This is a genomic window from Streptomyces sp. H39-S7, assembly GCF_027158205.1.
Lineage (GTDB): Bacteria > Actinomycetota > Actinomycetes > Streptomycetales > Streptomycetaceae > Actinacidiphila.
This window is the reverse complement of record NZ_JAPVLU010000001.1, coordinates 334656-355994: the sequence shown is the minus strand read 5'-3', so window position 1 is coordinate 355994 and position 21339 is coordinate 334656. Positions and strand designations below refer to the sequence as shown.

The 21339-nt window shown below is 68.8% G+C and carries 19 protein-coding genes; 7 read left to right on the top strand and 12 right to left on the bottom strand.

Features of this window, described 5'->3' with window-relative positions; translation table 11 throughout:
- Positions 1 to 29: 29 nt before the first annotated feature.
- Entirely contained in the window at positions 30 to 308 is a 279-nt protein-coding gene (locus O3X23_RS01740) for a DUF6211 family protein (protein ID WP_269269194.1), read from the top strand.
- 38 nt (positions 309 to 346) lie between these two features.
- Complete coding sequence (locus O3X23_RS01735; protein ID WP_269269193.1) at positions 347 to 1000, top strand: hypothetical protein; 654 nt, start codon at positions 347 to 349, stop codon at positions 998 to 1000.
- 303 nt (positions 1001 to 1303) lie between these two features.
- Here O3X23_RS01735 and O3X23_RS01730 read toward each other — a convergent pair whose 3' ends face one another.
- Entirely contained in the window at positions 1304 to 1858 is a 555-nt protein-coding gene (locus O3X23_RS01730) for a hypothetical protein (protein WP_269269192.1), read from the bottom strand.
- A 375-nt stretch (positions 1859 to 2233) separates the two neighbouring features.
- On the opposite strand from O3X23_RS01730, the gene mobF reads away from it, so the two are divergent.
- Entirely contained in the window at positions 2234 to 6670 is a 4437-nt protein-coding gene (gene mobF / locus O3X23_RS01725) for a MobF family relaxase (protein ID WP_269269191.1), read from the top strand.
- Between the two features lie 17 nt (positions 6671 to 6687).
- On the opposite strand, the gene O3X23_RS01720 is transcribed toward mobF, so the two are convergent.
- The 11 genes from O3X23_RS01720 to O3X23_RS01670 all read right to left on the bottom strand — a co-directional run bounded on the left by O3X23_RS01720 (position 6688) and on the right by O3X23_RS01670 (position 16807).
- Entirely contained in the window at positions 6688 to 6999 is a 312-nt protein-coding gene (locus O3X23_RS01720) for a hypothetical protein (RefSeq protein ID WP_269269190.1), read from the bottom strand.
- Positions 7000 to 7499: 500 nt separating this feature from the next.
- Complete coding sequence (locus tag O3X23_RS01715; RefSeq protein ID WP_331283872.1) at positions 7500 to 8468, bottom strand: thiopeptide-type bacteriocin biosynthesis protein; 969 nt, start codon at positions 8466 to 8468, stop codon at positions 7500 to 7502.
- 2 nt (positions 8469 to 8470) lie between these two features.
- Positions 8471 to 9700, bottom strand: coding sequence for a lanthionine synthetase C family protein (locus tag O3X23_RS01710; RefSeq protein ID WP_269269188.1), 1230 nt, complete (start codon positions 9698 to 9700; stop codon positions 8471 to 8473).
- Entirely contained in the window at positions 9697 to 12762 is a 3066-nt protein-coding gene (locus O3X23_RS01705; RefSeq protein WP_269269187.1) for a lantibiotic dehydratase, read from the bottom strand. Before O3X23_RS01705 ends, O3X23_RS01710 begins: the two co-directional genes overlap by 4 nt.
- 95 nt (positions 12763 to 12857) lie before the next feature.
- On the bottom strand, positions 12858 to 13064 hold the full coding sequence (fxlA, locus tag O3X23_RS01700; RefSeq protein WP_269269186.1) for an FxLD family lanthipeptide: 207 nt from the start codon (positions 13062 to 13064) through the stop codon (positions 12858 to 12860).
- Positions 13065 to 13114: 50 nt separating this feature from the next.
- On the bottom strand, positions 13115 to 14353 hold the full coding sequence (gene fxlM / locus O3X23_RS01695) for a methyltransferase, FxLD system (RefSeq protein WP_269269185.1): 1239 nt from the start codon (positions 14351 to 14353) through the stop codon (positions 13115 to 13117).
- Between the two features lie 202 nt (positions 14354 to 14555).
- Positions 14556 to 15203, bottom strand: a complete 648-nt coding sequence (locus O3X23_RS01690) for a hypothetical protein (RefSeq protein WP_269269184.1) — start codon at positions 15201 to 15203, stop codon at positions 14556 to 14558.
- Entirely contained in the window at positions 15200 to 15403 is a 204-nt protein-coding gene (locus O3X23_RS01685; RefSeq protein ID WP_248585344.1) for a DUF5999 family protein, read from the bottom strand. The genes O3X23_RS01690 and O3X23_RS01685 overlap by 4 nt, the downstream gene beginning before the upstream one ends.
- Positions 15404 to 15456: 53 nt before the next feature.
- Positions 15457 to 15921, bottom strand: a complete 465-nt coding sequence (locus tag O3X23_RS01680) for a DUF6302 family protein (RefSeq protein ID WP_269269183.1) — start codon at positions 15919 to 15921, stop codon at positions 15457 to 15459.
- Entirely contained in the window at positions 15915 to 16445 is a 531-nt protein-coding gene (locus tag O3X23_RS01675) for a DUF6415 family natural product biosynthesis protein (protein WP_269269182.1), read from the bottom strand. Before O3X23_RS01675 ends, O3X23_RS01680 begins: the two co-directional genes overlap by 7 nt.
- Positions 16445 to 16807 carry an ATP-binding protein gene (locus O3X23_RS01670; protein WP_269269181.1) on the bottom strand — a complete coding sequence of 121 codons (363 nt, stop codon included), beginning with the start codon at positions 16805 to 16807 and terminating at the stop codon, positions 16445 to 16447. The genes O3X23_RS01675 and O3X23_RS01670 overlap by 1 nt, the downstream gene beginning before the upstream one ends.
- Positions 16808 to 17358: 551 nt before the next feature.
- On the opposite strand from O3X23_RS01670, the gene O3X23_RS01665 reads away from it, so the two are divergent.
- The 4 genes from O3X23_RS01665 (at position 17359) to O3X23_RS01650 (ending at position 21204) form a co-directional block, all read left to right on the top strand.
- Positions 17359 to 18612, top strand: coding sequence for a helix-turn-helix domain-containing protein (locus tag O3X23_RS01665; RefSeq protein WP_269269180.1), 1254 nt, complete (start codon positions 17359 to 17361; stop codon positions 18610 to 18612).
- A complete protein-coding gene (locus tag O3X23_RS01660; protein WP_269269179.1) occupies positions 18609 to 19136 on the top strand; it encodes a GNAT family N-acetyltransferase in 528 nt (175 codons plus the stop codon). The genes O3X23_RS01665 and O3X23_RS01660 overlap by 4 nt, the downstream gene beginning before the upstream one ends.
- Before the next feature lie 160 nt (positions 19137 to 19296).
- Entirely contained in the window at positions 19297 to 20688 is a 1392-nt protein-coding gene (locus O3X23_RS01655; protein ID WP_269269178.1) for a Tat pathway signal protein, read from the top strand.
- A 39-nt stretch (positions 20689 to 20727) separates the two neighbouring features.
- Entirely contained in the window at positions 20728 to 21204 is a 477-nt protein-coding gene (locus tag O3X23_RS01650) for a TrmO family methyltransferase domain-containing protein (RefSeq protein WP_269269177.1), read from the top strand.
- Positions 21205 to 21339: the final 135 nt, after the last annotated feature.

Below are 21339 nucleotides of genomic sequence, written 5' to 3'. Positions count from 1 at the left end.
ATGTTCTCTCACCAAGAAAGAACTCCGCCATGATATGCGACCGACACCCCGACTGTCCCCAGCCCGGCGACCTTGCCCAGCTCACGAGGGGTAACAGCATCGGAGCTGACCCCACCGACACCTTCGTCATCGTCGAGGACTTCCCCCCGACCGGCCGACACCTTGTACTCAACCTCCCCGTCGACCACCCCGACCGCGCCGACTGGGCCGCCGCCGTGCCCCTGGACGACATTGCGTCCCTCACCCGCCTCGAACCGACCGGCAGCCGTACGTGGGCGCCGACGCCGGGTGCGGACGACCTCCCATGACTCCGCCGAGCAATCACGATCCCGAACAGGAGACGACCGTGCCCCGCAAGACCGGCCGCACGCTCTACTCGCGAACGGACCTTCGCAAGGTCCACGGCATGAGCGAGCCCACGCTTCAGAACCTCTGGACCGACCGGGAGAACAACGGTCACCCGGCCGTCGCCGAGACCATCGACGGTGTCATGCACTGGGACGGCGACGAGTGGGCGAGGTGGCACCACGAGTTCCTGCGGCAGCGCGCTGCCGCCAGCACGAAGAACACGCCGAAGCTCGATGGGGACCCGGAAGAGATGGTGGGTCCGGCCGAGGCGGCGAAGGTCTGCGGGTTCGCCGACTCCGCCACCGTCTCCCACTACGTCAAGAATCCGCCCGAGGGGTGGCCGGCACCGGACGACTGGGACAAGCTCCCGACCCGGGACCGCCCGAAGTGGAAACGCGCGACGCTGTGGAAGTACCTCGTAGACCGGAAGGGCCGCGGCCACGCCGGGGGACGGCCCGCGGGCCGTAGGGGACTGGCCTATCCGTACCAAGGTGACGAGCGGCTGACCCTCGCACGACAGGCCATCTCGGCGAACCCCGGCGCGAAGAACGCCGAACTGATCCCCCAGCTCCAAGAGCAGACGGAGAAGACGTACTCCCGCCCGACCTGGAACCTGATCCTCAAGGCCGCTCGTGAGCACCCCGAGGAGTGACCCGTGTCCGACACCCGCTGTCCGCGCTGCGGCGGCCCGCTCGGCGGACGCCCCGCTTGCACCCGCCTGACGACCGATCGTGATGTGCGGATCTGTACTCCGTGCGGCACTGACGAAGCCGTACGTGAAGCGACCGGCCAGACGCCAGTTCCCTTCGGTGACTGGCCCCTGAGTTCGTAGCATTTGCTCCGCAGCCCGGCCCTCCGCTCGTCGCGCGGGGGGCCGTTCGCATGCCGTCAGAGGATGCGGCAGGTGCACGCGGTCCGGCCCGCCGCAGCCGTGCCCCGGCTGAGGGCATCCCGTTCAGCCGAGGTTGCCGGGCTGCTTGATCCAGTGCGGGAGGCGCGCGGTGTTCGACCGCGCGCTTGTCAGCATCTCCTCCGCCTCGCCGAGGACCTGCTTGAGATGGTCACCGTGCTCGACCTTCAGGTTGAGCCGGGCCTCCATGAGGATCATCAAAGCGCGGGCCGCGTCCGCACTGGCTTTGATCAACGGATCGGCCTGGGGTGCCTTCGTGCGCATGTCGCGCAGCACCCAAGCGATGGTGGATACCTGCCAGTACCACAGCAGCGGTACCGCCTCCGGCCTGTCGTCCCCCTCCTCCATTGCGACGGTCAGCAGGTGGTTCAGTGCAGCCCCCGCCTGATGATCACCAGTCGCTGCGAGCTCCTCCTGTGCCTGACGGGCGACCTTCGCCGCGCGGCCGAACGCTGCGGTGGCCAAGGCGGCCTTGGTGAGGGTCTCAGTGGCGGTGGACCCCTGCGGGATGTACGTGCTCGGTGTACCGCCGAGGGCCTTCACGATCTTGGCGAGGTCCATGACGCTGGGGACGGCGGTGGAATCGGGGGTAGCGCTCATGGCCGCCAGCTTATGAGGACGCTTCGCAGTTGAAGGTGAAGCTCCGTGGTGTCGCCGCGACCCCGCTGCCCTGTCGATGCGGGCATCCCCAGTCCAGCCGCTCCGACACCGTGCGTCGGCACCTGCGCCCGAGGCTGCCCGCATCGAAAACCCCGCAGGCCGGACGAGGTAACAGTCCGCCAGACATCAGGCTCCAGGAGCCTGATTCGAAGCAGCGATTAGGCCGCCCCGAACACCCGAGGTATTCCCTCGCTGATCATGATCTTGAAGTAAGAGGACCAAGGTATCGTCACTTCGTGACGATACAATCGGCAAAGACGACCGGATCTGACCGGATGAGAGCGGGGGGTGAGCGGGTCGGTGGGATGGGTAACCATGATCGGCCCCTCCGACGAGCAGGTTGAGTACCGCCTTACCGGCGGTCACGGCTGCGGGAAGTCCACTACGGTCGACGCGGCCCCCCTCGTCGCCGCCATCGAGGCCAAGGCCGAAGCGACCGGTGCCCCCGTCGCCTCCCTGCTCGGCTCCCGCGAGGCCAAGCGCGCCTTTTTCCGCGCCCGTGGGCTCATCCGCAGCAAGGGCACCGCGCGGTTCACCGGGTTCGACGCCGTCGAGGTGGCAGCCGCCGCCGGTCTCGACGCACGCGAGTTGTACGGCGAACAGGCCCTTCCCCGACCCGCTGCCGACGGACAGGTGGACTATCACCTTGACGCCAGCGAACGCCCGCTGGTGTGGATAGGCAACGGACTCAACGAGTTCGGCATCCCGCCCGGCAGCGTCCTCGCTCCCGAGCGCTTCCAGGCCGCCCGCCGCCTCATGCACGGCGAGGACCCCCGGACCGGGCAGACCCTCGTGGAGCCCAAGCTCGCCATCGCGCCGGCCGCGAAGCTCCCCGCCGCCCCGCTGGCTCGTGCCATCCGCCGCGCCGCCGCCGAACGCAGCGTGAACCCCGCTTCCCTGCTGGACTCCAAGCGGAAGCAGGACGCTTTCCGCAGGATGGAGAGCCAGCTCAAGCGGTTCGGTGAATCGCACCGCGTCCCCGTTTCCACCGTGCTCAAGCTCGCCGACGCCGTCGGCATCGACGCCGTCGACCTCTACGGCCAGGACGTGTTGGAGAAGGCAGTGGCCGCCGAGGCGGGCGGCCACCTAGACGCCCGTGAACTCCTGCGCGCCGTCGAGGCCCGCGCCACTGAAACCGGGCAGCAGCCCGCCGACCTGTTCACCGCCGCGTCCATGAAGCGCCGGTACGCCCAGACCGCAGGCGAAGGCGAACGCCGTCTTCGGGATCTGCCGATGGACGTCCGCGAAGCCGTCGCCCTGGCTAAGGCGGCGGGACTCGCGCCCGAGGACGTGTGGGACGCCGAGGAGATCAAGGCCGCCCTCCTCGAAGGCCGTGTGCAGGTCGGCAACTTCGGCGCCGACGTCACCTTGGACCTCGCGAAGTCGAAGTCCGCGTTCCTCGCCTACGCCCCCGAGGAGATCGCCGCCCAGGTCGAAGGCATCTACACGGCCGCCGGCCGCGAGTCCATCAGCGCCCTGGAACGGTGGACCGCGTACGCCATGCGCGGCCACCACGGCGACGGCGAAGAGGCCGAGACCGTGAAGACGAGTGGGTTCTCCGGCTGGATGATGGTGCACCGCGCCGCCCGGCCAGTGGATGGTGCCCCGTACGGCGACCCCCACTTCCACCTGCACTTCACCTTGGCCAACATGGTCAAGGGCACCGACGGCAAGTGGTCCACCATGGCCAGCGGTGGCCGCGACCTCCACCGGCACGCCCGCGCGACCCAGGCCCTCATGAACGCCCGTATCCGGCGGGAGCTGACCGACGAGTACGGCATCAGCTTCCGTCGAGAAGAGCGAACCGGCGCATGGGAGATCGCGGCGATCCCCGAGGCTACGATCCGCCTGTTCAGCAAGCGTGACAGCCAGGTCCGGGACCTCCTGACCAAGCTGGGCATCGACTACGACAGCGCCACGACCCGCGAGCGCACCGCTGCCTCCACCGCGTCCAAGGCCGCGAAGAACGGAGAAGCCGCCGGAGTTGCCGACGACGTCCTGCGCGGTTACTGGCAGGCCGAAGGGCGCGCCGCCGGTGACGACCCCGACGCCATCGCGGCCAGCGCGATGGAGCACGACCGAGCGGGGCGGAACCCCGGCCTGGACGAGCTGTGCGCCCAGGTCTTCGACCCGAAGACGGGCCTGACCAGCCACTCCAAGGACTTCACCCACGCCGCCGCCATCGCCGCAGTCCTGGACGCCCTCCCGTACGGAGTCGCGGACGCCGAAGAGGCCGAACGCCTCACCAACTCCGTACTGCGGCAGGCCGGGTACGCCGTCCAGCTGAACCCCAAAGGTGCACAGCACTTCACGCACTCCGACCGGTACACGACGGCGGACATCGTGGCCGCGGAAACGCTCATCGTCTCCGAGGCCACGAACCGCCTCAACACGCAGGCCGCCGTTATCAGCCATGACACGGTCGCCATGACTTTGTCCACGGTCGAAGCTCAGCACGGTGGCACCTTCGCGTTCTCCGACGAACAGCGCGCGGCCCTCGAACGGCTGCTGACCGCCGGACACGGAATCGATGCCTTGGAAGGCATCGCCGGCGCGGGCAAGACCACGATCATGGACACCGCTCGACAGGCGTGGGAGGCCCACGGCCTCGTCATCGCCGGTGCCAGCACGGCCGCCGTCGCCGCCGCCAACCTCAAGGCCGAGGCTGGCATCGAGTCCCGCACCCTCGCATCCTGGCTCACCGGCATCCGCACCGGCCGCAGCAGCCTCACCGGCGTTGACGTGCTGGTCGTGGACGAAGCCGCAATGTGCGATGACCGCGACATCGCCGAACTCCTCACCCATGCCGCGACGACCGGCACGAAGATCGTCGGCATCGGTGACCCGAAGCAGCTGCACTCGCCCGGCATCGGCGGGTCCTTTGCTGCCGTGCACCACATCGTTGGCGGGCTCAAACTCACCGAGAACTTCCGGCAGAGGGACGCGATCGAGCGCAGGGCACTGGAGCTGTGGCGCGACGACAACCGGATGGAAGCGCTCCGTACCTTCGCCGGGACCGGCCGCGTGCACGCCCTCGCGGACAAGGACGCCACCCTCGCCGCGATGCTCACCATCTGGGCCGACAAACGCGCCGCGCACACCGACGACCACACCGCAGTGCAGCAGCTCCTCATGCTCGCTGCCACCAACGAGGTCGTGGAGGAACTGAACATCGGGGCCCGAGCACTGCGGAAGGAGAGCGGCGATCTCACCGGCCCGGAGCACGTCTACGCGCTACCCGGTGGTGGCGAGCTGACGCTGTCCGTCGGGGACCAGGTCCTCCTTCGGGTGAACGACTACCGGGGCAAGCGGAGCCGCGGCGAGCACGAGGACGTGCTGAACGGCTACCGCGGAATCGTGCGAGCCGTGGATGAGGAACGCCGCGTGCTGGTCGAGTGGCGCGAGAAGTCCGCTGACGGCCACCGTGACGTTGCCGAATGGGTTGACGCCGACTACATCGCACAGGGTGGACTCAGCCTTGGATACGCGATCACCGGCCACAAGTCCCAGGGTCTCAGCGTCCAAGAGGCCCTGGTCTATGGCCCCGGCGCCCAGGCGAACGCCCTGTACACGATGATGAGCCGCGACAAGAAGGAGTCCCATCTCTTCCTGCCGCTGTCCGTCTACGAATCCGACGCCGACCGTGCCCGTGGAGGCGACGCGCTCACAGAGCAGGAACAGCTTGACCGCGCCGTCGCCGGTCTCATCCGCGAGATCGAGAACGGCACCGAGGAACGCATGATCCTCACCGAACTCCCCAAGAACGCGGTACCCGCCCACGTTCGCCAGGCGGTAGCGGATCTGCCGATCCCGCGCGGCCCCGGTGCGGCAGAACCACACGACGCGGACGCCCCCCGAGAGGACGCGGAGCCCGAGGTCCGATCTACCCCGGCCACGGCCGGGCGGCGCGAGGCGCTGACTACTCTTCCTGAAGCCGCGCCGACGGCTGATCGTCCGTACGCCCACCTCAGTAATTCAGCCCTGCGCGACGCTGTGCGCAAGGCGGCGACGGCGGCTCGCGCCACCAGCACGGCGGCCGAGAAGGCGGAGGCCGCTGCCGACCGTGCTGACCGGGAGGCTGCTGCCGGATCAGGCCCGAACTCGCTCGCGCTCCACCGCCGCCATCAGGATGTTGCCGAACGGGCCGCAGCCATCCGCGAAGTCCGAGCGCTGGACAGCACGATTGCTGAACGCACCGCCCGACTGAACGGCACGCAGGCCCGTATCGAAGGTCTCGAACAGCAGCTGGCCGCGACGGGCCGTTTCGGGCGACGCCCAGCGCTCCGCGGTGACGAGCGCGCTGCGGTTGAGGCGGACCGGGAGACACTACTTCGTACCTGTGAGGCGACCGGACAGGAGCTGGAGCAGATGAATATGCGGCTTCAGGAAGTTGCCGAGCAGGCCGGAGCCGTCAGCGAACACGAAGCTGTGCTTACGGAAGCGGACATGCCGCAGCAGGAGAAGGCCGTGCTGCTTCGGCGAGCCAAGGACAAGGACAACGAGTCAGCCAAGCAGCTTCGGGCCGAGGCCATCAAGGCTCGCAGTACTGCTCGCGGCGCGGACCACCGAGTGTCCAGCCTCCAGAAGGAGGGGCTTCTGCGAACCCAGCGCGGGGGTCAGCACCTCGACGCCGATGAGTCCGTGGCGCCGTCATCTCCGAAACCCGAGTCCTCGTACGCTAACCGAACCGCGATGGACCACACACAGCCCGGCCCGCCGCCGGACAGCGCTCAGGACGCACCGCCCGTGTAGAAGGTGCCTGAGAGTGCCTAGGTCGGCGGAGCGAAGACCGCGTTGTCGGGCATCCGGTCGCGGAACGCGTCCGGGATGGTGCCCATGAGCCAGAGCCGGCGCGTCACGTGCACGGTGCTTGTCGGATCGTCCAGCAGGACGTAGCGGTTTTCCCCGCCCCCTGCGTAGCCGATCTCCGGCGGGAACCCCTGCTCCTCGGTCCAGGACAGGTAATGGACGCCGTCGATCCGAAGGGCACGACGGCCGTCCGGGTCTTGGTCGCCGAGCATCGCGTACCCCAGGCACATCAGCCAGAAGTCACACGAGCTGCACACCCGATATGCAGCCATCCGCGCGCCGACACCTCGGATCTCCCGGTCTGTCCCCTCGTTCGGGCACAACTTGCACTGGAACAACTGGTACACCTCGGGTGTACGGGCCCGCCTCATGCGCCGGAGGCGGCGGACCTGCGCCGGACATGCTTGCACCGGACACCGCGCTCGATGTCCTGGAGCGAGGGTCTACGGGACGCCCCGCAGTCGGTGCACTCGCTCGGCCAAGGCATCGAGCGGGCACCGGGGTAAGGCCCCTTCGGCGCGTAACCGGCCGCACGCATCACCTCCGTGGCCTCCCGCTCATCGGCGGTCACCTGGGTGGTGGGCGGGGGCCCGGAGACGAGCGGCGGGAGCTCGAAGCTCTGTGGGTGTCCCCCGAACAACAATCCGAGGCTCACCCATTGCTTCTGCCGCGATGGAACGGTCATGGCAAGTCCTATCTCGCACGACTGTGGGTCGCTTCGCCTGGGCCTCCAGCTAGTGGCCCCCTGCGGTTCACACGGCTCGCGGCCGACCTATGTCCCGCTTTCCTGGTGCAGGATCGCCGCCCTCGCTGCCCAGGCCAAGACGCTCTGTCCCCGCATGGACAGCCCAAGCCGGTTCCAGTGAAAGATCACGTGATAGCTCAGCACCTGCCTCAGCCCCCGGTCGAGCGTCCCGTCCTGTACGGCCCGGCGGAGTTCCTGCCCCGTGCTGCGGAAGGCGGCGGCCCACTCGGCGACGGGCTCCAACAGCCCACCGGGGCGCAGCAGGACATCACTGTCAGCGAAGAGCAGCGGCCGGATCTCCTGAGCGCGGGCGTCGAGCCGGTCTGCCGGGACGTCGCTGACGGCCGATCGGTGCTCTTCCGTGATGACGCGGTGCCACACGTCCCCTTGCTCGTACCACTCCAGGCCCGCGGCGCGCATCATGATCGTGCAGAGGAGAACGGACAGCTCCCGCGGTCCCACGGCAAGGTCCCCGCGCTGCCATAGTTGCTGCGCCTCTCGGCTGTCGGTGACGAACAGCGCGTGCGCGGCCGTCATGCTGACCACGCCCCCGAAAGCTGCGGTCTCAGGCTCGTAGATCCCCGGCCACCACCGTTGCAGATGCCCGTCGGAGACGAGACGGTCGAAGCCGTCGCCGAGGGTCAGTTTGGTTCCGGCCTCGGGCTGTAGACGAAGGCGCATGCGCCAGCACGGGTGCTTGCGGGTGTACCACCAGCCGCCCATGAGACCCGCGGCCTCTGCCTCCCGAAGCACGGGGAGCACGTGCGTGGTGAAGGTGGTGTCGGCGTTCGTCCAGTCGGTGAAGTGGAGGTACACCTGCCACCAGTCGGTGGCGGCGGCGTGGCGGGCCAGGGCCTCCCGGCCGGCTTGGTCGTAGACCGCCACGGCGTCGGACAGGATCGTCGGTTCCATCCCGCACTGAGCTGCGACCTCGGGGATCGGCAGGCCGGTGAGGGCAGCGGAGACCGCGCGCTGGATCGCGCTCGGCTCCGTCAAGATCAGTTGATCAAGAGACATGCGTCCCATCCGGAGATCGGGGCCTGCTGTGAGGCGTAGGTGGTGAGGGCGAGCGCGGTACCGGCGTCGCCGTTGATCAGGCCGGGCCCGGGAAGGCACGGCTGGGCGTTCGCTGCGAGAGCGTCGCCGAGGCGCTTCGGGAGGGTCTGAAGGCGGGGATCGCGGGCATCGGCAGCGGCGCGGGTTGCGGTCTGGTAGATGCCTGCCCAGCCGTGGCACAGCCCCGAGTCGGTGACGCGGGCGAGCTGTTCGGGGTCGGTCAGGGCGCGGTACAGGGCGTCCTCGTAGAACGCCTGGACGTCGGGGGCACGCAAGGCGAGCCCCGCGAGTTGCCCGGCCCGTGCGATGCCCGTGGTTCCGTAGCACCAGCTCGGCCGGGTGGGAGCGTCGTGGTGCGGGCGCCCAAGGTCGAGATCGCGGCGCGAGATGTGCTCGGGCCACCAGGGACCGGAGGGACTGAGCTGGCACCAGGCGTCAAGGTGTTCGCAGATGCTCCAGATGGCTTCGCGGTGACCGCTGACGGCGATGCCGCGGCGCATGGCCTGGGCCAGCAGGAGGAGCGGACCGGTGATGCCGTGGGCTGCACCGAAGTTGCCGTGGCCGCCCGGGAAGTGGGGGGACTCGCCACGGGCCGGGTCGTGGCGGACCCACCAGCCCGGCAGGCCGCGGCCGTCGGGGACAAGGGGGCGGGTCAAGGCAACGAGGTACTTCAGGACCCGTTCCAGGGGGAGCCCTTCGGGGTCGGTCCGCAGGAGGTACGCCCCGATGCCGGTGAGGCCGTAGAACAGGTCGTACTCGGCGAACGTGGGCAGGTCGCCCTTGCGGATGCGGGTGAGCGCGGCGTCCACGCGGCGGTGGGCCATGTCGCTGATGTGCTGGTGCAGCGTCCGGCGCGCCGGTTCGTACAGGTGCTGGAAGGACGGCGGGACGGTGGTAAGGACGAAGCCGAGGGCCGGGGCGCCAAGGAACAGTCCGGCGGTGTCGGCCGCGCTGATGTGCCCGGCCGCAGCGGCGGTGATCCATCGGTGGGCGGGGCGCCAGGAGCCGCCCTGACGGCTGGCCATCTCGATGTGCAGCAGGCTGATTCCGGCGGCGCCGTCGGCGAGGGACTGCACCGCCCAAGGCTCGTCCGGGGGCGGCGGAGCGGGTTGTGCGAGGTGGGCGATGTACTGCTCCAGGATCGTCGCGGTGGTGGAGGCCGGCGCGGTCATCGGGCGGCCATCCTGTGCTGGAGGGCCGCGGTTCGTACGAGCCGGATCGTGGTCTCCTCGGCGCGCGGGTCGACGCCCAGGGCCCGGACGTGGTGCTGGTGCAGGAAAGACCGGACGACCCCGAGGGGATCACGCTGGCCGGTCAAGGAGTTCCGGTAGGTGTCCACGGCGGCGGCGCGGGCCCGCCATGCTTCGGCGACCGCAGGGCCGCCGGGGAGGGCCGCGAGCGCGGAGGCGCCGTTCGGCGCGGCGAGTTCGAGCACCTGGGTACGCAGGGCCCGGTTCAGTCGCCCCGTGCTCTGGGGGAGGTTGCGCACCAACCACTCCTCGGTCGCCGCGTTGTTGGGCGCCAGGCGGGTGACGAGGTGCAGGGCGCTGGCCGCGGCGAGGGCCTGCGGGGCGAAGGCGTCGGTGCGCTCGGTGAGCTGGATCTGTGCGAGGGCGGCGGCGGAGTCTGCGGCGAACACCTGGTGCGCGGCGTCCATGGCTGCCTCGCTGCCGAAGCGCCCGGTCTGCGGCTGGTAGGGAGCCAGGACCAGCCCGGCCGCCAGACCGGTCCTGTGCAGGCTGTCCGCCCAGGTACGAACGTGTTGGGCGGCGGCCCCGTATGCGTCCGGTGGCAGGTGCAGGGTGAGGTCGAGGTGCTGGTCGGCGTCCGGGCGGGCCATCTCCCGGTGCCGGGTGAACCACCAGAGTGGCGGGGTGTCGCCGAACGCGGCGAGGAGGCTGGGCAGGTGGCGGCTCAGGATCTCGTCGTAGCGGCGCGGGTGGGCGTGGAGCTGCGCGAGCAGGACGTCACCGGCGCCCGGAAGGTGCCGCCCGGGCGCCGGCGGGGTGGCGGGGCGCGGCCGGGGCACATCGGCGGTGTCCGGCTGCAACCGGCCCAGGGAGAGCCAGATCTCGTGTGCCCGTCCGATCCAGCCGTGGGCGTCTGCGTCCGGGACCTCGCGCAGTTCCAGGCGCCGGGCGTTGTCGAGGTGGGCGCGCAGGGTCCGGCGGTAGACCGGGTGGGACAGGTCGAGGGGGAGGCGCTGGTCGTACTCGATGATGGCGACCTGCATGGGGACCCGCAGCCGGTCCCGCCAGGCGGTGAAGGCGTTCTCCCACTCCTCGGTCGAGGCTTTGCGGCCGGGCAGGTCGGCGGCCATCAGCAGCCATCGGGCCTGCGTGAGGATGGTGCGGCGGTAGCGCACGCGTGGGAGGAACGGGAGCCGGGAGCCGGAGCCGAAGTCGAACGGCTTGTAGGCGGCGTACCGCCCGTTGGCCACTTCGGCGAGGAACCGGGCTAGCGGTGGGGTCTGTGTCCCGCCTTCCAGGGCGTGCAGGACCCGCACGTCGATGCGCCGGCCGGTGGAGAGCTGCACGAGGTGGAAGCTGCGCGGGTCCGCGGTGACGGCGATGTCGGCGAGCGGGATCGTCGTCTCGTCCGTCCCCTGGTGGCCGGACAGCTCGATGACGTGCGGCAGCAGCCGCGGCGTACGGGTGACGTTCTCGTTGCGGTGGCGGCGCGGTGGGAACACGAGTTGCGCCGTTAGGGCGTCCGGCGCCCCGTGGTACGTGGCGGCGAGCGCGTCCTGATGCTCGGGCGGCAGGACGTGGGCGAACCGGCCGGCCATGCTGCTGCCGGGGCGGGGGACGGCGGTGAGGAGGACGTCGAAGGTACCGCTGGACAGTGCCCGGGTGCTGGGTGAGTGGACTTCGAAGGCGACCTCCACCCGGGGTACGAACAGCCGCTCGTCCGTTCCGGCGGCCTTCTCCAAGGCGTCGACCATGTCGTCCGTCAGCCGTAGTTCATCGCGGCCGTCCAGGAGGACTTGCTGCATCAGCGCGAGCAGCAGTTCGTCGCGGTCGGTGCGCACCTTCAGGGCGGCGCCGCGTTCGGAGCCGACGTATCCGGCGGGCAGCCCGAGGCCGCTGTCGGCGACCAGGTCCATCACCGGCACCAAGGCGCCGACGCCGTACCGGGCCCGGAAGCGGCGGTGGTAGTCGCGCCAGTGCTGGTAGCCGTAGGGCTGCGGGGTGGTCCGGTAGAGGGCCGACACGGCTGCTTGCACTTCCGCGATCACGGACTGCGGGAGCTGGGTCTCGCAGTCGAGGGCGGTGTCAATGAGCAGAGGGGTCGGGGTGACGGTGGTGAGGGCGCGCATCCGGGCGGCGATGGCGCTCACGCTGGTGTCGGAAAGCGTCGGCTGGTGGGCAGACACGTCGTCGCGCAGCGCGTACAGCGCGTGGACCAGGTCCCGGACCTCGGGGACGTCGTCCGCCTGGTGCCGGTCCAGTTCGCGGCACAGGTACTGAAAGCCGTCCACGATGGTCATGGGCGCCCAGAGGCTGGTGATGAGGAACTGCTGCTCGACCAGGCTGGTGAGAAGGGCGTCGATCTTCTCCGGTGTGGCCCCCGGGAAACGGTCGCGCAGGTGGCCGTGGAGGTCGCCGTAAGGGATAGGGGTGCGGGCCGCGTCCATGGCGGCGGCCACCGGCCGGGCGTTGCGGACGGATATCTCGACCGGGGCCAAGAGGACGGCGTGACCGTCGGAGGGCGGGCCCGGCGCCACGAGCCGGTCACCGCGGGCGCGAGCGGCGTTGTTGGCGACGAGCGGTAACCGCTTCAGCAACGCGGGGGTGCGCTGGAGCCGGAGCACCATGTCAGTGACCCATTCGGCGTCCGGCCGGATCATCGCGCGGTGCTTGTCGCGCCACCGCGCACTCGCCCGGGGCCCGACAGACACCGGGGCGATGCCGGCGAACAGGCCGAGCGGGGTCGGCCGGTGCTGCCACCGCAGGAGATAGGAAACCGTCGACAGCGCGGTGCGGCGGACGTGACGGGGCTCAGTCTGCCGGCCCCGGACGACGGCCTCGATGGCTTCGGACAGGACGGGGGTGGCCAGCTCCAGCGCGCTGCGGAAGTCCTCGCGCTGCCAGATGCGGTTCAGCCATCCGCGGGTGACGGCCACGTTGTCCAGGTCGAGGGTACGGGGGATGTCTGCCGGCCCGGGGCTGGTGGTGGCGCGCAACATCGCAACGCCTTGCCACTGGTATCCGGCGGCTGCTCGGGAAGCCATGAGGCCCTTCCATGAGGCGGCGCGGGGAGGGGGAGAGGGGCCTGTGGGCCGGGCGAAGCGCTTCGCCCGGCCCACAGGTGAGGGGTCGGCCTGGATCAGGCCGGGTCCTCCGTGAAGGAACCGCAGGCGGAGGCACCGGTCGCGCAGGTGGTGCCGCAGCCGTCGCCCGTGGAGCACATGAGATGGCCGTACGAGTGCTCGGCGATGACGACCTTCACGTCCAGGGGCGCGAAGTCGTCATCGTCCAGGCCCGCCCGCGGGGCGGGCGCGACCGGGGGCGGGGCGAGAGTGGCGCTCGTCATGATGTGCCTTCCTCTTGTTGGGGTGGTGCGGGACGACCTGGCTCCCGGTGTTACGCCGAGGGCCAGGAGAGCGAGATCCGGCTGTGCATCTTGTCGATGACCCGGTCGGCCGGGATCTGGTCATCGGGAGTGCTGGCCGGATAGACCCGGATGACCGGGCTGGGGCCGCCGCGCCGGTTGGCCTCCCAGTCGCGGAGCACGTCGGCGATCCTGTCGGCGAACTGCTCCGCGTGCGGGCCGAGGGCGTGCACGCCGTACTCCAGGTGCTTGTTGTCCTCGGTGCGGCGGGTGACGAGGTAGGCGAAGGTGTCGTCCTCGACGGCCGCGAGGGCGAACCGCTTGTTCACCGGGGCGACCAGGCCCGTGTCCGTGTTCTCATCGACGGCCATCGTGCAGAAGCCCGGCAGGCTGATCGCCATCGCCATCTGGAGGGTGTCGATGAGTTCCTGGATGCGGACGGTGACGCCAGTCCACAGTTCGTGGCGCGGAAACGTGACGGCGTTGTCGAGTCGGTGTGGGTCAGCAGGCAGGCCGTCATCGAACTTGAGCCCGATCTCCGGGGTGCCGTTGACGAGGAGGAGTTCTTCCCGGTGGGCGTTCGAGCCCTGCATCGGGACGAAGCCGCAGATCCGCGCCGACTCGCTCTCCAGGTAGGGGCCGTGCTCGCCCTTGACCTGGGTGAAGGCGACCGACCGGGTCAAGCCCCGCATCCGCAAAGGGACGACGAGCCGGCCGCCCTGCGTGAGCTGCGCGGTCCAGGCCGGGGAGACGTCCCAGGCCCCGGCTGTCACCATGACGACGTCGACCTCACCGAGATCCGGGATGGGCTCGGCGGCGTCCGCGGTGACGACGTGCACCCGGCCGTAGCCGTGCTTGTCCAGGAGCCGTCGCGCGCGATCGGTGACGACGGGGTCGATGTCCACGGTGACGACTTCGCCGTCCTCACCGACGAGTTCGGCGAGGTAGGCCGCGTTCAGCCCGCCCGAGCCGATCTCCAGGACCCGCATCCCGGGCTTCACCTGGGCCTGCTCCAGCATCATGGCTTGGATCTGCGGCGCGGAGACGGAGCTGAGCTGTACGCCGTGCTCGTCCGTCTTGGTGATCACGGCGGCGTACGTGTCGTACGCCTTGTCCAGGGGCGTGGCGGCGGGGGTGAACTCGTGCCGGGGCACCTTGCGCATCACCGCTTCGATCTCCGGGGAGGAGATGTTGCCGTCCGCGCAGAGCTCGTCCACCACCTTGTTCCGCAGGCGGGTCGCCTCGTCGGGCTCGACGGTCGTGTTCGTCATGGACTTCCTTCGGTCGTTCGTGTTCGGGGGGGGTAGGTCGGCACGCGTGCCGGGGGCCGGGAGGCTATCGGCGAAAGCTCTCCGTTCTCGTCGTACCGCCGAAAGTTGGCGGGTTCGTGCTGGACGACGCGCGAAGGTCCGGCGCCGGTGGTGAGCCGCCCGGCAGTCCTGTCTGTACCACTCAGGAGAGCCGGGCGGCCGTCTAGGAGGCGGGTACAAGATCGTCCAGGTTGACGACCTTGTACTCCCGCAGTTCCCGTACGAGCTGAGAGGCCAGGAACATGCCGATCTGGGGATGGCGGTAAGGGATTGGGGAGTCCATGTCCGAGAGGGCCTGTAGGCCGTTCGCGCTCCACTGGTACGCGTAGCCGATCACGCCGTACAGCGGGAAACGGGTAGCGAGAAGCGCTACGTGGCCCCTTGCCCTGAGCCGTGGGCACCGGCCTGCCGCCATCCGGGCGTGCTCCAGGCAGACCGGCGGCTGCGCGGTCTTCACTGGACCGTCGTAGCCCTCTTCACCCGCCGTTTCCAGGAAGAGGATGCCGTCGGTGCGCTTCAACTGGACGGTGCATACCTGGCACCGCAGCAGCGCCATCGTCACGCGTTGACGGTGCGGGTGAACCATCCGCCACCGTGGTGTCCCGCAGGGCTGCCCAAAGGTGTCGAGCGACATGGAGTAGCGGGCCCAGAGCACGTCCTTGAGGTCCCGGTCCGGCGGCAGCTCATCCACGTATCGGAGACGCGGCCGGCCGTCCGGCCCGCGGCCCATACGCAGGTTGAGGAACGAGTCGGCCTCTTCACCCTCCCGGGCGGTGATGTAGGGCACGACGGCCTCGGCAGCGGTGGTCACGCGGTGCTCCCGGCGGCGAGCGCGACCGGCCGGTGTGGAGCGACGATCTGGCCGTCCGGCAACAGTTCGCCGGTGTCCTCGAAGAGCAGTACCCCGTTGCACAGCAGGCTCCAGCCCTGTTCAGGGTGGGCCGCCGTGGGGCGGGCGGCCTCTCGGTCGGAAGCCTCGGCCGTGGGACACGGCGGGGTGTGCTGGCACATCGTACTCGTCGTCCTCTCAAGGCAGTGCGGGGAAGTCGGGCCCTCTTCGGCGACTACGAAGCCGTGGGGGAACACGGAGTGGAGGTTGCCGAAGAGGGTGTCTGTGGGCGTTCACGTACGAACGAGGTGATGGCGGACTCGCTGTAGCCGTAGAAGCGGCCGAAGACCGCGTCGTCCTCCCACCACTCGGGAGCGGGATCGCCCCACTCGATCGTGTGACAGGTGTCGGGGTGCGGCGCCCAACGGAGGCGCAGGTTCGGGAAGCCAGCCTGATCCGCCAGCAGACCGCGGGCCGCCATCGCCAGTGCCAGCACATCGAAGGACATATAGCCGCCACGACGGGAGCCGCCGATCGGTACAGCAAGTAGGGGTGCCCTGAAGACGCGTACGGCGACGGCGCCAGCGAGGACTGATGGGTCAGCGAGACGGTCACGGAAGTGTTCGTAGTCGTAGGCTTCCTCCGCCGGGCGCAGGGAGACGACAAGTCCGCGTGGCGGAGACGTCGTGGTAGTCAGCATTCGACCAATCCCGTGACCAACCCGACTTCATCCAGGCGCTCGACCAGTTGCAGAGTGACTTGACCCAGCCTTCGAACAAGCCCCATTGCCCGCCAGGGATCGGCGGGCAGCTCCTCGGAGCGCAGTGCGCGAGCCTGTTCGATCAACGTGGAGATGTCCGGGTACTTCTCGTCAGCCTGGTCACGAAGCCCCCGGTTGACGAGCTGCATGAGGGCCCCGCGGAAGCGTTGCGCCAGTTCGTCAGCCTCGTCGTAGTCGGGAACCGCCACACTCGCCCGGCGACGGCTCGCCACCCCGGCGGCATGGTGGCTGACTTGCTCCTCGCCGTGCAGGACCACGTCCAGCCCATCGAACACGAGGTCCCAGTCCACCGGCTCCCACTCGCGTGCCTTGCTCAGCACGACCATCAGGCCCTGGATATCGAGCGGCGGAGTCCAACGATTCGTCGGCACGGTCGGGTCCTTGACCCGAACAGGCATCGGCTCGGGGAACTCGGCCTGGGTACGTACCGCGACGACCGTCATCACTGCTTCCTCACCGCCGCGAAGGTGGCCCAGGTGGTGAGGCCGTCGGCACTCACGCCCCAGTCCCGCGCGAAGCAGCGGATAAGGAGCAGGCCACGACCGGAAACGTCCTCGTCGCCCGCGGCGCTGAGTCGAGCGGGTTCCGGGTTTCCGTCAGTGACCTCTACGCGCACTTCATCGTCGGCGTAGAGGACTTTCAGGCTGATGTCCCCGCAGCCGTGGAGGATGCCGTTGGTCACGAGTTCGGAGACTGCGAGCACGACGTTGTCGGCGGCGGACTTGTCTACCCCCCAAAGGGCCAAGTGCGCCGCGGTGATCCGCCGCATTCGGTGCACACGGGCTCGTTCCGGGGTGAAGGCCACCGCGAATCCGGGGGATGTCCGGTGGAGCAGTTCGGGAGCGGTCGTTGCGACGGCGGATGCAGCAGGGCTCATACGTGGCCTCCCGTGGGGACGGAGTCGGTGAGCGTGCGGCACCTGTCGGCAAGGGCGGGGGTATCTCCCCGCAGGACCTCGCGGTTCTGCCGCCGGTCGACGCCAGCCAGGCGCGCGGCGCTCGCGGCGCCGAATGCGCCAGTGGAGGCGTTCATGTGGGGTGCTCCCGCTCGTCGAGTAGCTGGCCTAGAAGAGCGAACCGCTTGTGCGCGGCGATTGGCATGGGTCAAGAGGCTGGGAGTGGTCAAGGTGGTCAAAGATCATCCGAGGGCGCCCAGCGGGAACCGAGGCGGAGAGCGGACTTGCCCTCCATGCCGCTGCACCGATCCCGGTGTGACGGCTGATGTCCAGTCAACGACGCTGCGTGTCCATGTGACAGGAAGAGTCGGCGCTCCATAGGTGCCCGCGGACCGGAAAACTTTACGTTCCTCCGACCTGGATTCTGGGCAGTGCAGTAGCGGTGGTACTACTTTCAGTGCATGGGAGTGAACATCATCCTTCAGCGCCAGATGAACGAACTGGGCGTCAACCAGGAAGAGTTAGCGGACCGCTGCAATCAGGCCCTGCTGGAGATCACCGGCAGGCCGGGGGGCATATCGTCGCGCACGATCCGGAACCTCCTCAACGGGACGACCCGGCGCCCAATCGGCCGCACTTGCGCCGCACTTGAGCATGTGTTCGGCTGCCCTGTGGCGGACCTGGGGTTCAGTGCTCCCAGTTCCATGCAGCACCCTCCGGAGGACCCCGTGCGGCGTCGTGACTTCATCGTTGCCACCACAGGCACAGCGGTTGCCGCTGTGCCCATCGGGCGCCAACGTCGCTCGGTGGGGATGGCGGACGTGGCTCGGGCTTCGGCCGGCATGAACAAGCTCGTGGAGGCCGACGACCGACAAGGCGGCCACCGGTCTCTGGCTACCGCAGCCATAGAGGGCCGGGCCAAGATCCTAGAGCTTCAGCACCGGAACGCCAGCGAGAGCGTTCGTCGTGCCCTGTACGCGCTCGCCGCCGAGTACACGACCATCGCGGCCTGGGCGTGCATCGATCAGCGGGATCTGGACGCGGCTCAGGCACACCTCCACGAGTCCACGACGTATGCGGGACTCTCTCAGGACGCCGCGACAGGTATGCGGGTGTGGATCAACGTTGCGATGCTCGCGTACCAGCGGAAGAACTGGCCCGAGCAGCTGGCAGCCGCCCAGGCGGCCAACGCCTCGAAGGCGGCACGCAGAGACCCCTTCTTCAGGTCCATGGGCCGCGTGCGTCTCGCTCTCGCCCATTCATCGTTGGGTGATCCCAAGGCCGCCAAGAGGGCCCTCGGCTCTGCGCAGGAGGCCCTGCGGAAGGCGGCCGAGGACGACCGTCCGCGGTGGACGGCCTTCTACGGATCGGCGGAACTCAGCCATCTTGCAGCCGTCATCCTCAACCACAACGGTGAGTCCGCAGATGCCGAGGCGATGGCCCACCGCGCTCTCGCCAAGATCCCGGCAGGGTTCCAGCGCAACCGTGCCCTGGCCACGTGCCAGCTCGCGCTTGCACAGCTCCGGCAGGACGAGCCCGAGCGGGCCACTGCGACCGCGGCCACCGTTTTCCAGATCATGGACGGCGCTCCGCTTCCTGGACGCATGCGCACCTTGATCGGAGATTTCCACCGAGACCTGTTCCGGGTGGCGCCGTCCACGGCGTTCGCCCGCGACTGGGCCGACCGTATGCAAGACGAATGGAGTCAAGCGTGACCAGGGTGATCGACCTGCGCCACTACCACCACGGAAGCCTCCCCGAAGACTTCAAGCAGATGCTGATCGGCGTGCACGCTGACTCCTACGCCGAGGCTATGGACAACGAGTTCAACCAGCGCTTTCCCTGGTTCGTTGACCACTGGTCTGGCATGGACGGCTTCACCTGCGTCGTCGCCTTTGACGGCGATGAACCGACCGGGTTCGCGTACGGTGCCCCGTTGCAGCCCGGCCGCGAGTGGTGGCGTTCGACGGCCTTCGAGCCGAACAACGGCTACACCGCCACCTACGCGGTCTCGGAGGTGATGGTGCGCCCGAAGTGGCGCAAGCAGGGAATCGCGGAACGGCTACACGAGGAGCTGCTGAGCAGCCGCACTGAGGATCTGGCCGTTCTGTTGGTCGACGTCACCCACCCGAAAGTGGAGGATTTGTACGAGTCGTGGGCTTACCGAAAGGTCGGCGAGCAGCAGCCCTTCGCCGACTCCCCGGTGTACGCGGTCATGGTCCGGAACCTGCGGACCTAGTCACGGACAGTCATATCCCCGGGCAGGGTGACGTTCCGACATTCTGCCCTCGTCAGGCATTAGTTGAGCACTACGTTGGAGCTGTGCTCGTCCCCGTGCTATCGGCCGGGGCGGGGCGGTCAATGTGGTCAAAGATCGTTTGCAGCGGTGGGGGCGCAGGATGGAGCGCGAGAGAAACGAGCGGCTGGTCGCCCTCCTCCTCGAAGCGGGCTGGTCACGAGCGCAAGTAGCAGCCGCGTACAACCGGGTCGCCGTCGAGACGCTGAACGGTCAGGTGCGGGAGAACTCCAAGATCGGACGCTCCCACGTGAGCATGTGGGTTGGAGGAGTCCAGCCCTCGGGCATCGCGCCCGCTATCTTGTGCCAGGCGTTATCCCGCCGGTTGAGGCGTGAGATCACGCCCCAGGAGATGGGGTGTGCTGCTTCCACCTCACCGGTGCGGGAGGCGTTGGACTGGCGCGTCGATCCTCTGGTCACGCTGAGCGATTTGGGGAGTGGCGTGAACACGGACAGGCGCCGCCTGCTGGCAGGCGGGGTGTACTCCGCAGCAGCTCTGGCACTTCCCGACGCGACGTGGTGGGAGGCCATGGCACAGCCGCCGGACGAGAGAGTGCCGGCCGGGGCGAAGGTCGGACGCGGAGACGTCGAAACAGTTCAGGAACTGACACTGGCTTTCTCCCGCATGGATCAGAAGCGCGGGGGTGGCCACGGCAGAAGAGCAGTGGACGCGTACCTGCGCCACGAGGCACGGGACTTCGTCCGGGGCAAGTTCGCCAACGATGCCACCCGGCGGGCCATGTTCTCCGCAACTGCCGAACTCGCCTATGTTTCAGGCTGGATGGCTTTCGACAACAGCGAACACGCGGTCGCGCTCAGTCGCTTCAATGCCGCGGTCAAACTCGCAGCGACGTCCGGGGATGCCCCGTTGATCGGGCACATCCTGCGAGCTGTGGCACATCAGGCGCTCGACTTAGGATTCCGCCGCGAAGCACTCCAGTGGGCGGAGGCATCGGTGCGAGGCGACAGCTATACAGCAGCTACCCCGCGGGAACGAGCCCTCCTTCAGGTTGTTCACGCGCGCACCCTCGCGGCGAACAACCGCAAGGCAGAGGCTACGCGCGCGCTGCGGCGAGCCGAAGACGACCTGTCCAATGCCAGTGAGGGGATAAGGGAACCGGATCGAACCTTCTTCTTCGGAGAGGCGTCCTTGGCGCATGAGACCGCGTGCACCCTGCGGGACCTCGGTGATCACCGAGGGGCTGTCAAGGAGTTCCGGCGCTCCGTACGCACGCGCGGGGCAGCCTTCAGGCGCACGCATGCCGTCACCCTCGGGTACATGGGCGCCACGCAGATTGCCCAGGGCGGCGTAGAAGAGGCGTGCTCGACGTGGAACAGCGTCCTGGACGCGATGGAGGACGGGATCTACTCCGGTCGCGCTCGACAGCGGGTTGTCGACATGCGGACCCTGTTGTCTCCTTACCGCAAGCGCGGCATCCACGCAGTGGGCGTGCTCGATGCTCGCGCGGCCTCGTACCTTGCCCAAGTAGATTGATCGGACGAATTGTCAAGTCCGAGTCGAAGGGTTGGAGTCATGGCCTTGGAGATCAAGCCAATCGGGGAAGTTGTCGCTGGTCGCACCGAGGTTGCCGATGATTTTTGGGGCGGCATCGAGTCAGTGATCCAGCTTGACGAGTCCGAGTTCCCCGTCGATTCCGTGCAGGGCTTGAACGAGTTCTCCCACCTGGTGGTTGTGTGGCACTTCGACCAGGCATCGCCCGCCGATGTTGAGTACCACGCCCGTAGCCCCCGGGGGAATGCGCAGTGGCCAGCGACGGGGACGTTTGCTCATCGCAACCACCGGCGACCAAACCAGATGGCGCAGAGCTTCCCGCGACTCCTCAAGATCGACGGGCTCAGCCTGCACGTTGCCGATCTGGACGCTGTGGTCGGTACCAAGATCTACGACCTCTCGCCGTACTTCGAAGAGATGGGCCCGCGGGGCCCGATCCATGGGCCCGCGTGGCCAGGCGAAATGCTCGCCGAATACTGGACCACCGCGCCTCACTAGGGGATCTCGCCCCGCCGGGCCCCGGCTCCGGTCCGGCGCCAGGGTAGACCGCCGAAGTCGGACAGAAGCACGACAGCGTTCGAGGAGCCGTGCGTCCTCGAACGCTGTCGTGATGGTGGTCGTCTGACGAAGTCG

Coding starts and splice junctions, on each gene's coding strand:
- O3X23_RS01730 (WP_269269192.1), bottom strand. CDS start 1,858: ATGAGCGCTACCCCCGATTCCACCGCCGTCCCCAGCGTCATGGACCTC.
- O3X23_RS01655 (WP_269269178.1), top strand. CDS start 19,297: ATGGAGCGCGAGAGAAACGAGCGGCTGGTCGCCCTCCTCCTCGAAGCG.
- O3X23_RS01720 (WP_269269190.1), bottom strand. CDS start 6,999: ATGGCTGCATATCGGGTGTGCAGCTCGTGTGACTTCTGGCTGATGTGC.
- mobF (WP_269269191.1), top strand. CDS start 2,234: ATGATCGGCCCCTCCGACGAGCAGGTTGAGTACCGCCTTACCGGCGGT.
- fxlA (WP_269269186.1), bottom strand. CDS start 13,064: ATGACGAGCGCCACTCTCGCCCCGCCCCCGGTCGCGCCCGCCCCGCGG.
- O3X23_RS01665 (WP_269269180.1), top strand. CDS start 17,359: ATGGGAGTGAACATCATCCTTCAGCGCCAGATGAACGAACTGGGCGTC.
- O3X23_RS01740 (WP_269269194.1), top strand. CDS start 30: ATGATATGCGACCGACACCCCGACTGTCCCCAGCCCGGCGACCTTGCC.
- O3X23_RS01685 (WP_248585344.1), bottom strand. CDS start 15,403: ATGTGCCAGCACACCCCGCCGTGTCCCACGGCCGAGGCTTCCGACCGA.
- fxlM (WP_269269185.1), bottom strand. CDS start 14,353: ATGACGAACACGACCGTCGAGCCCGACGAGGCGACCCGCCTGCGGAAC.
- O3X23_RS01705 (WP_269269187.1), bottom strand. CDS start 12,762: ATGGCTTCCCGAGCAGCCGCCGGATACCAGTGGCAAGGCGTTGCGATG.
- O3X23_RS01710 (WP_269269188.1), bottom strand. CDS start 9,700: ATGACCGCGCCGGCCTCCACCACCGCGACGATCCTGGAGCAGTACATC.
- O3X23_RS01680 (WP_269269183.1), bottom strand. CDS start 15,921: ATGCTGACTACCACGACGTCTCCGCCACGCGGACTTGTCGTCTCCCTG.
- O3X23_RS01675 (WP_269269182.1), bottom strand. CDS start 16,445: ATGACGGTCGTCGCGGTACGTACCCAGGCCGAGTTCCCCGAGCCGATG.
- O3X23_RS01650 (WP_269269177.1), top strand. CDS start 20,728: ATGGCCTTGGAGATCAAGCCAATCGGGGAAGTTGTCGCTGGTCGCACC.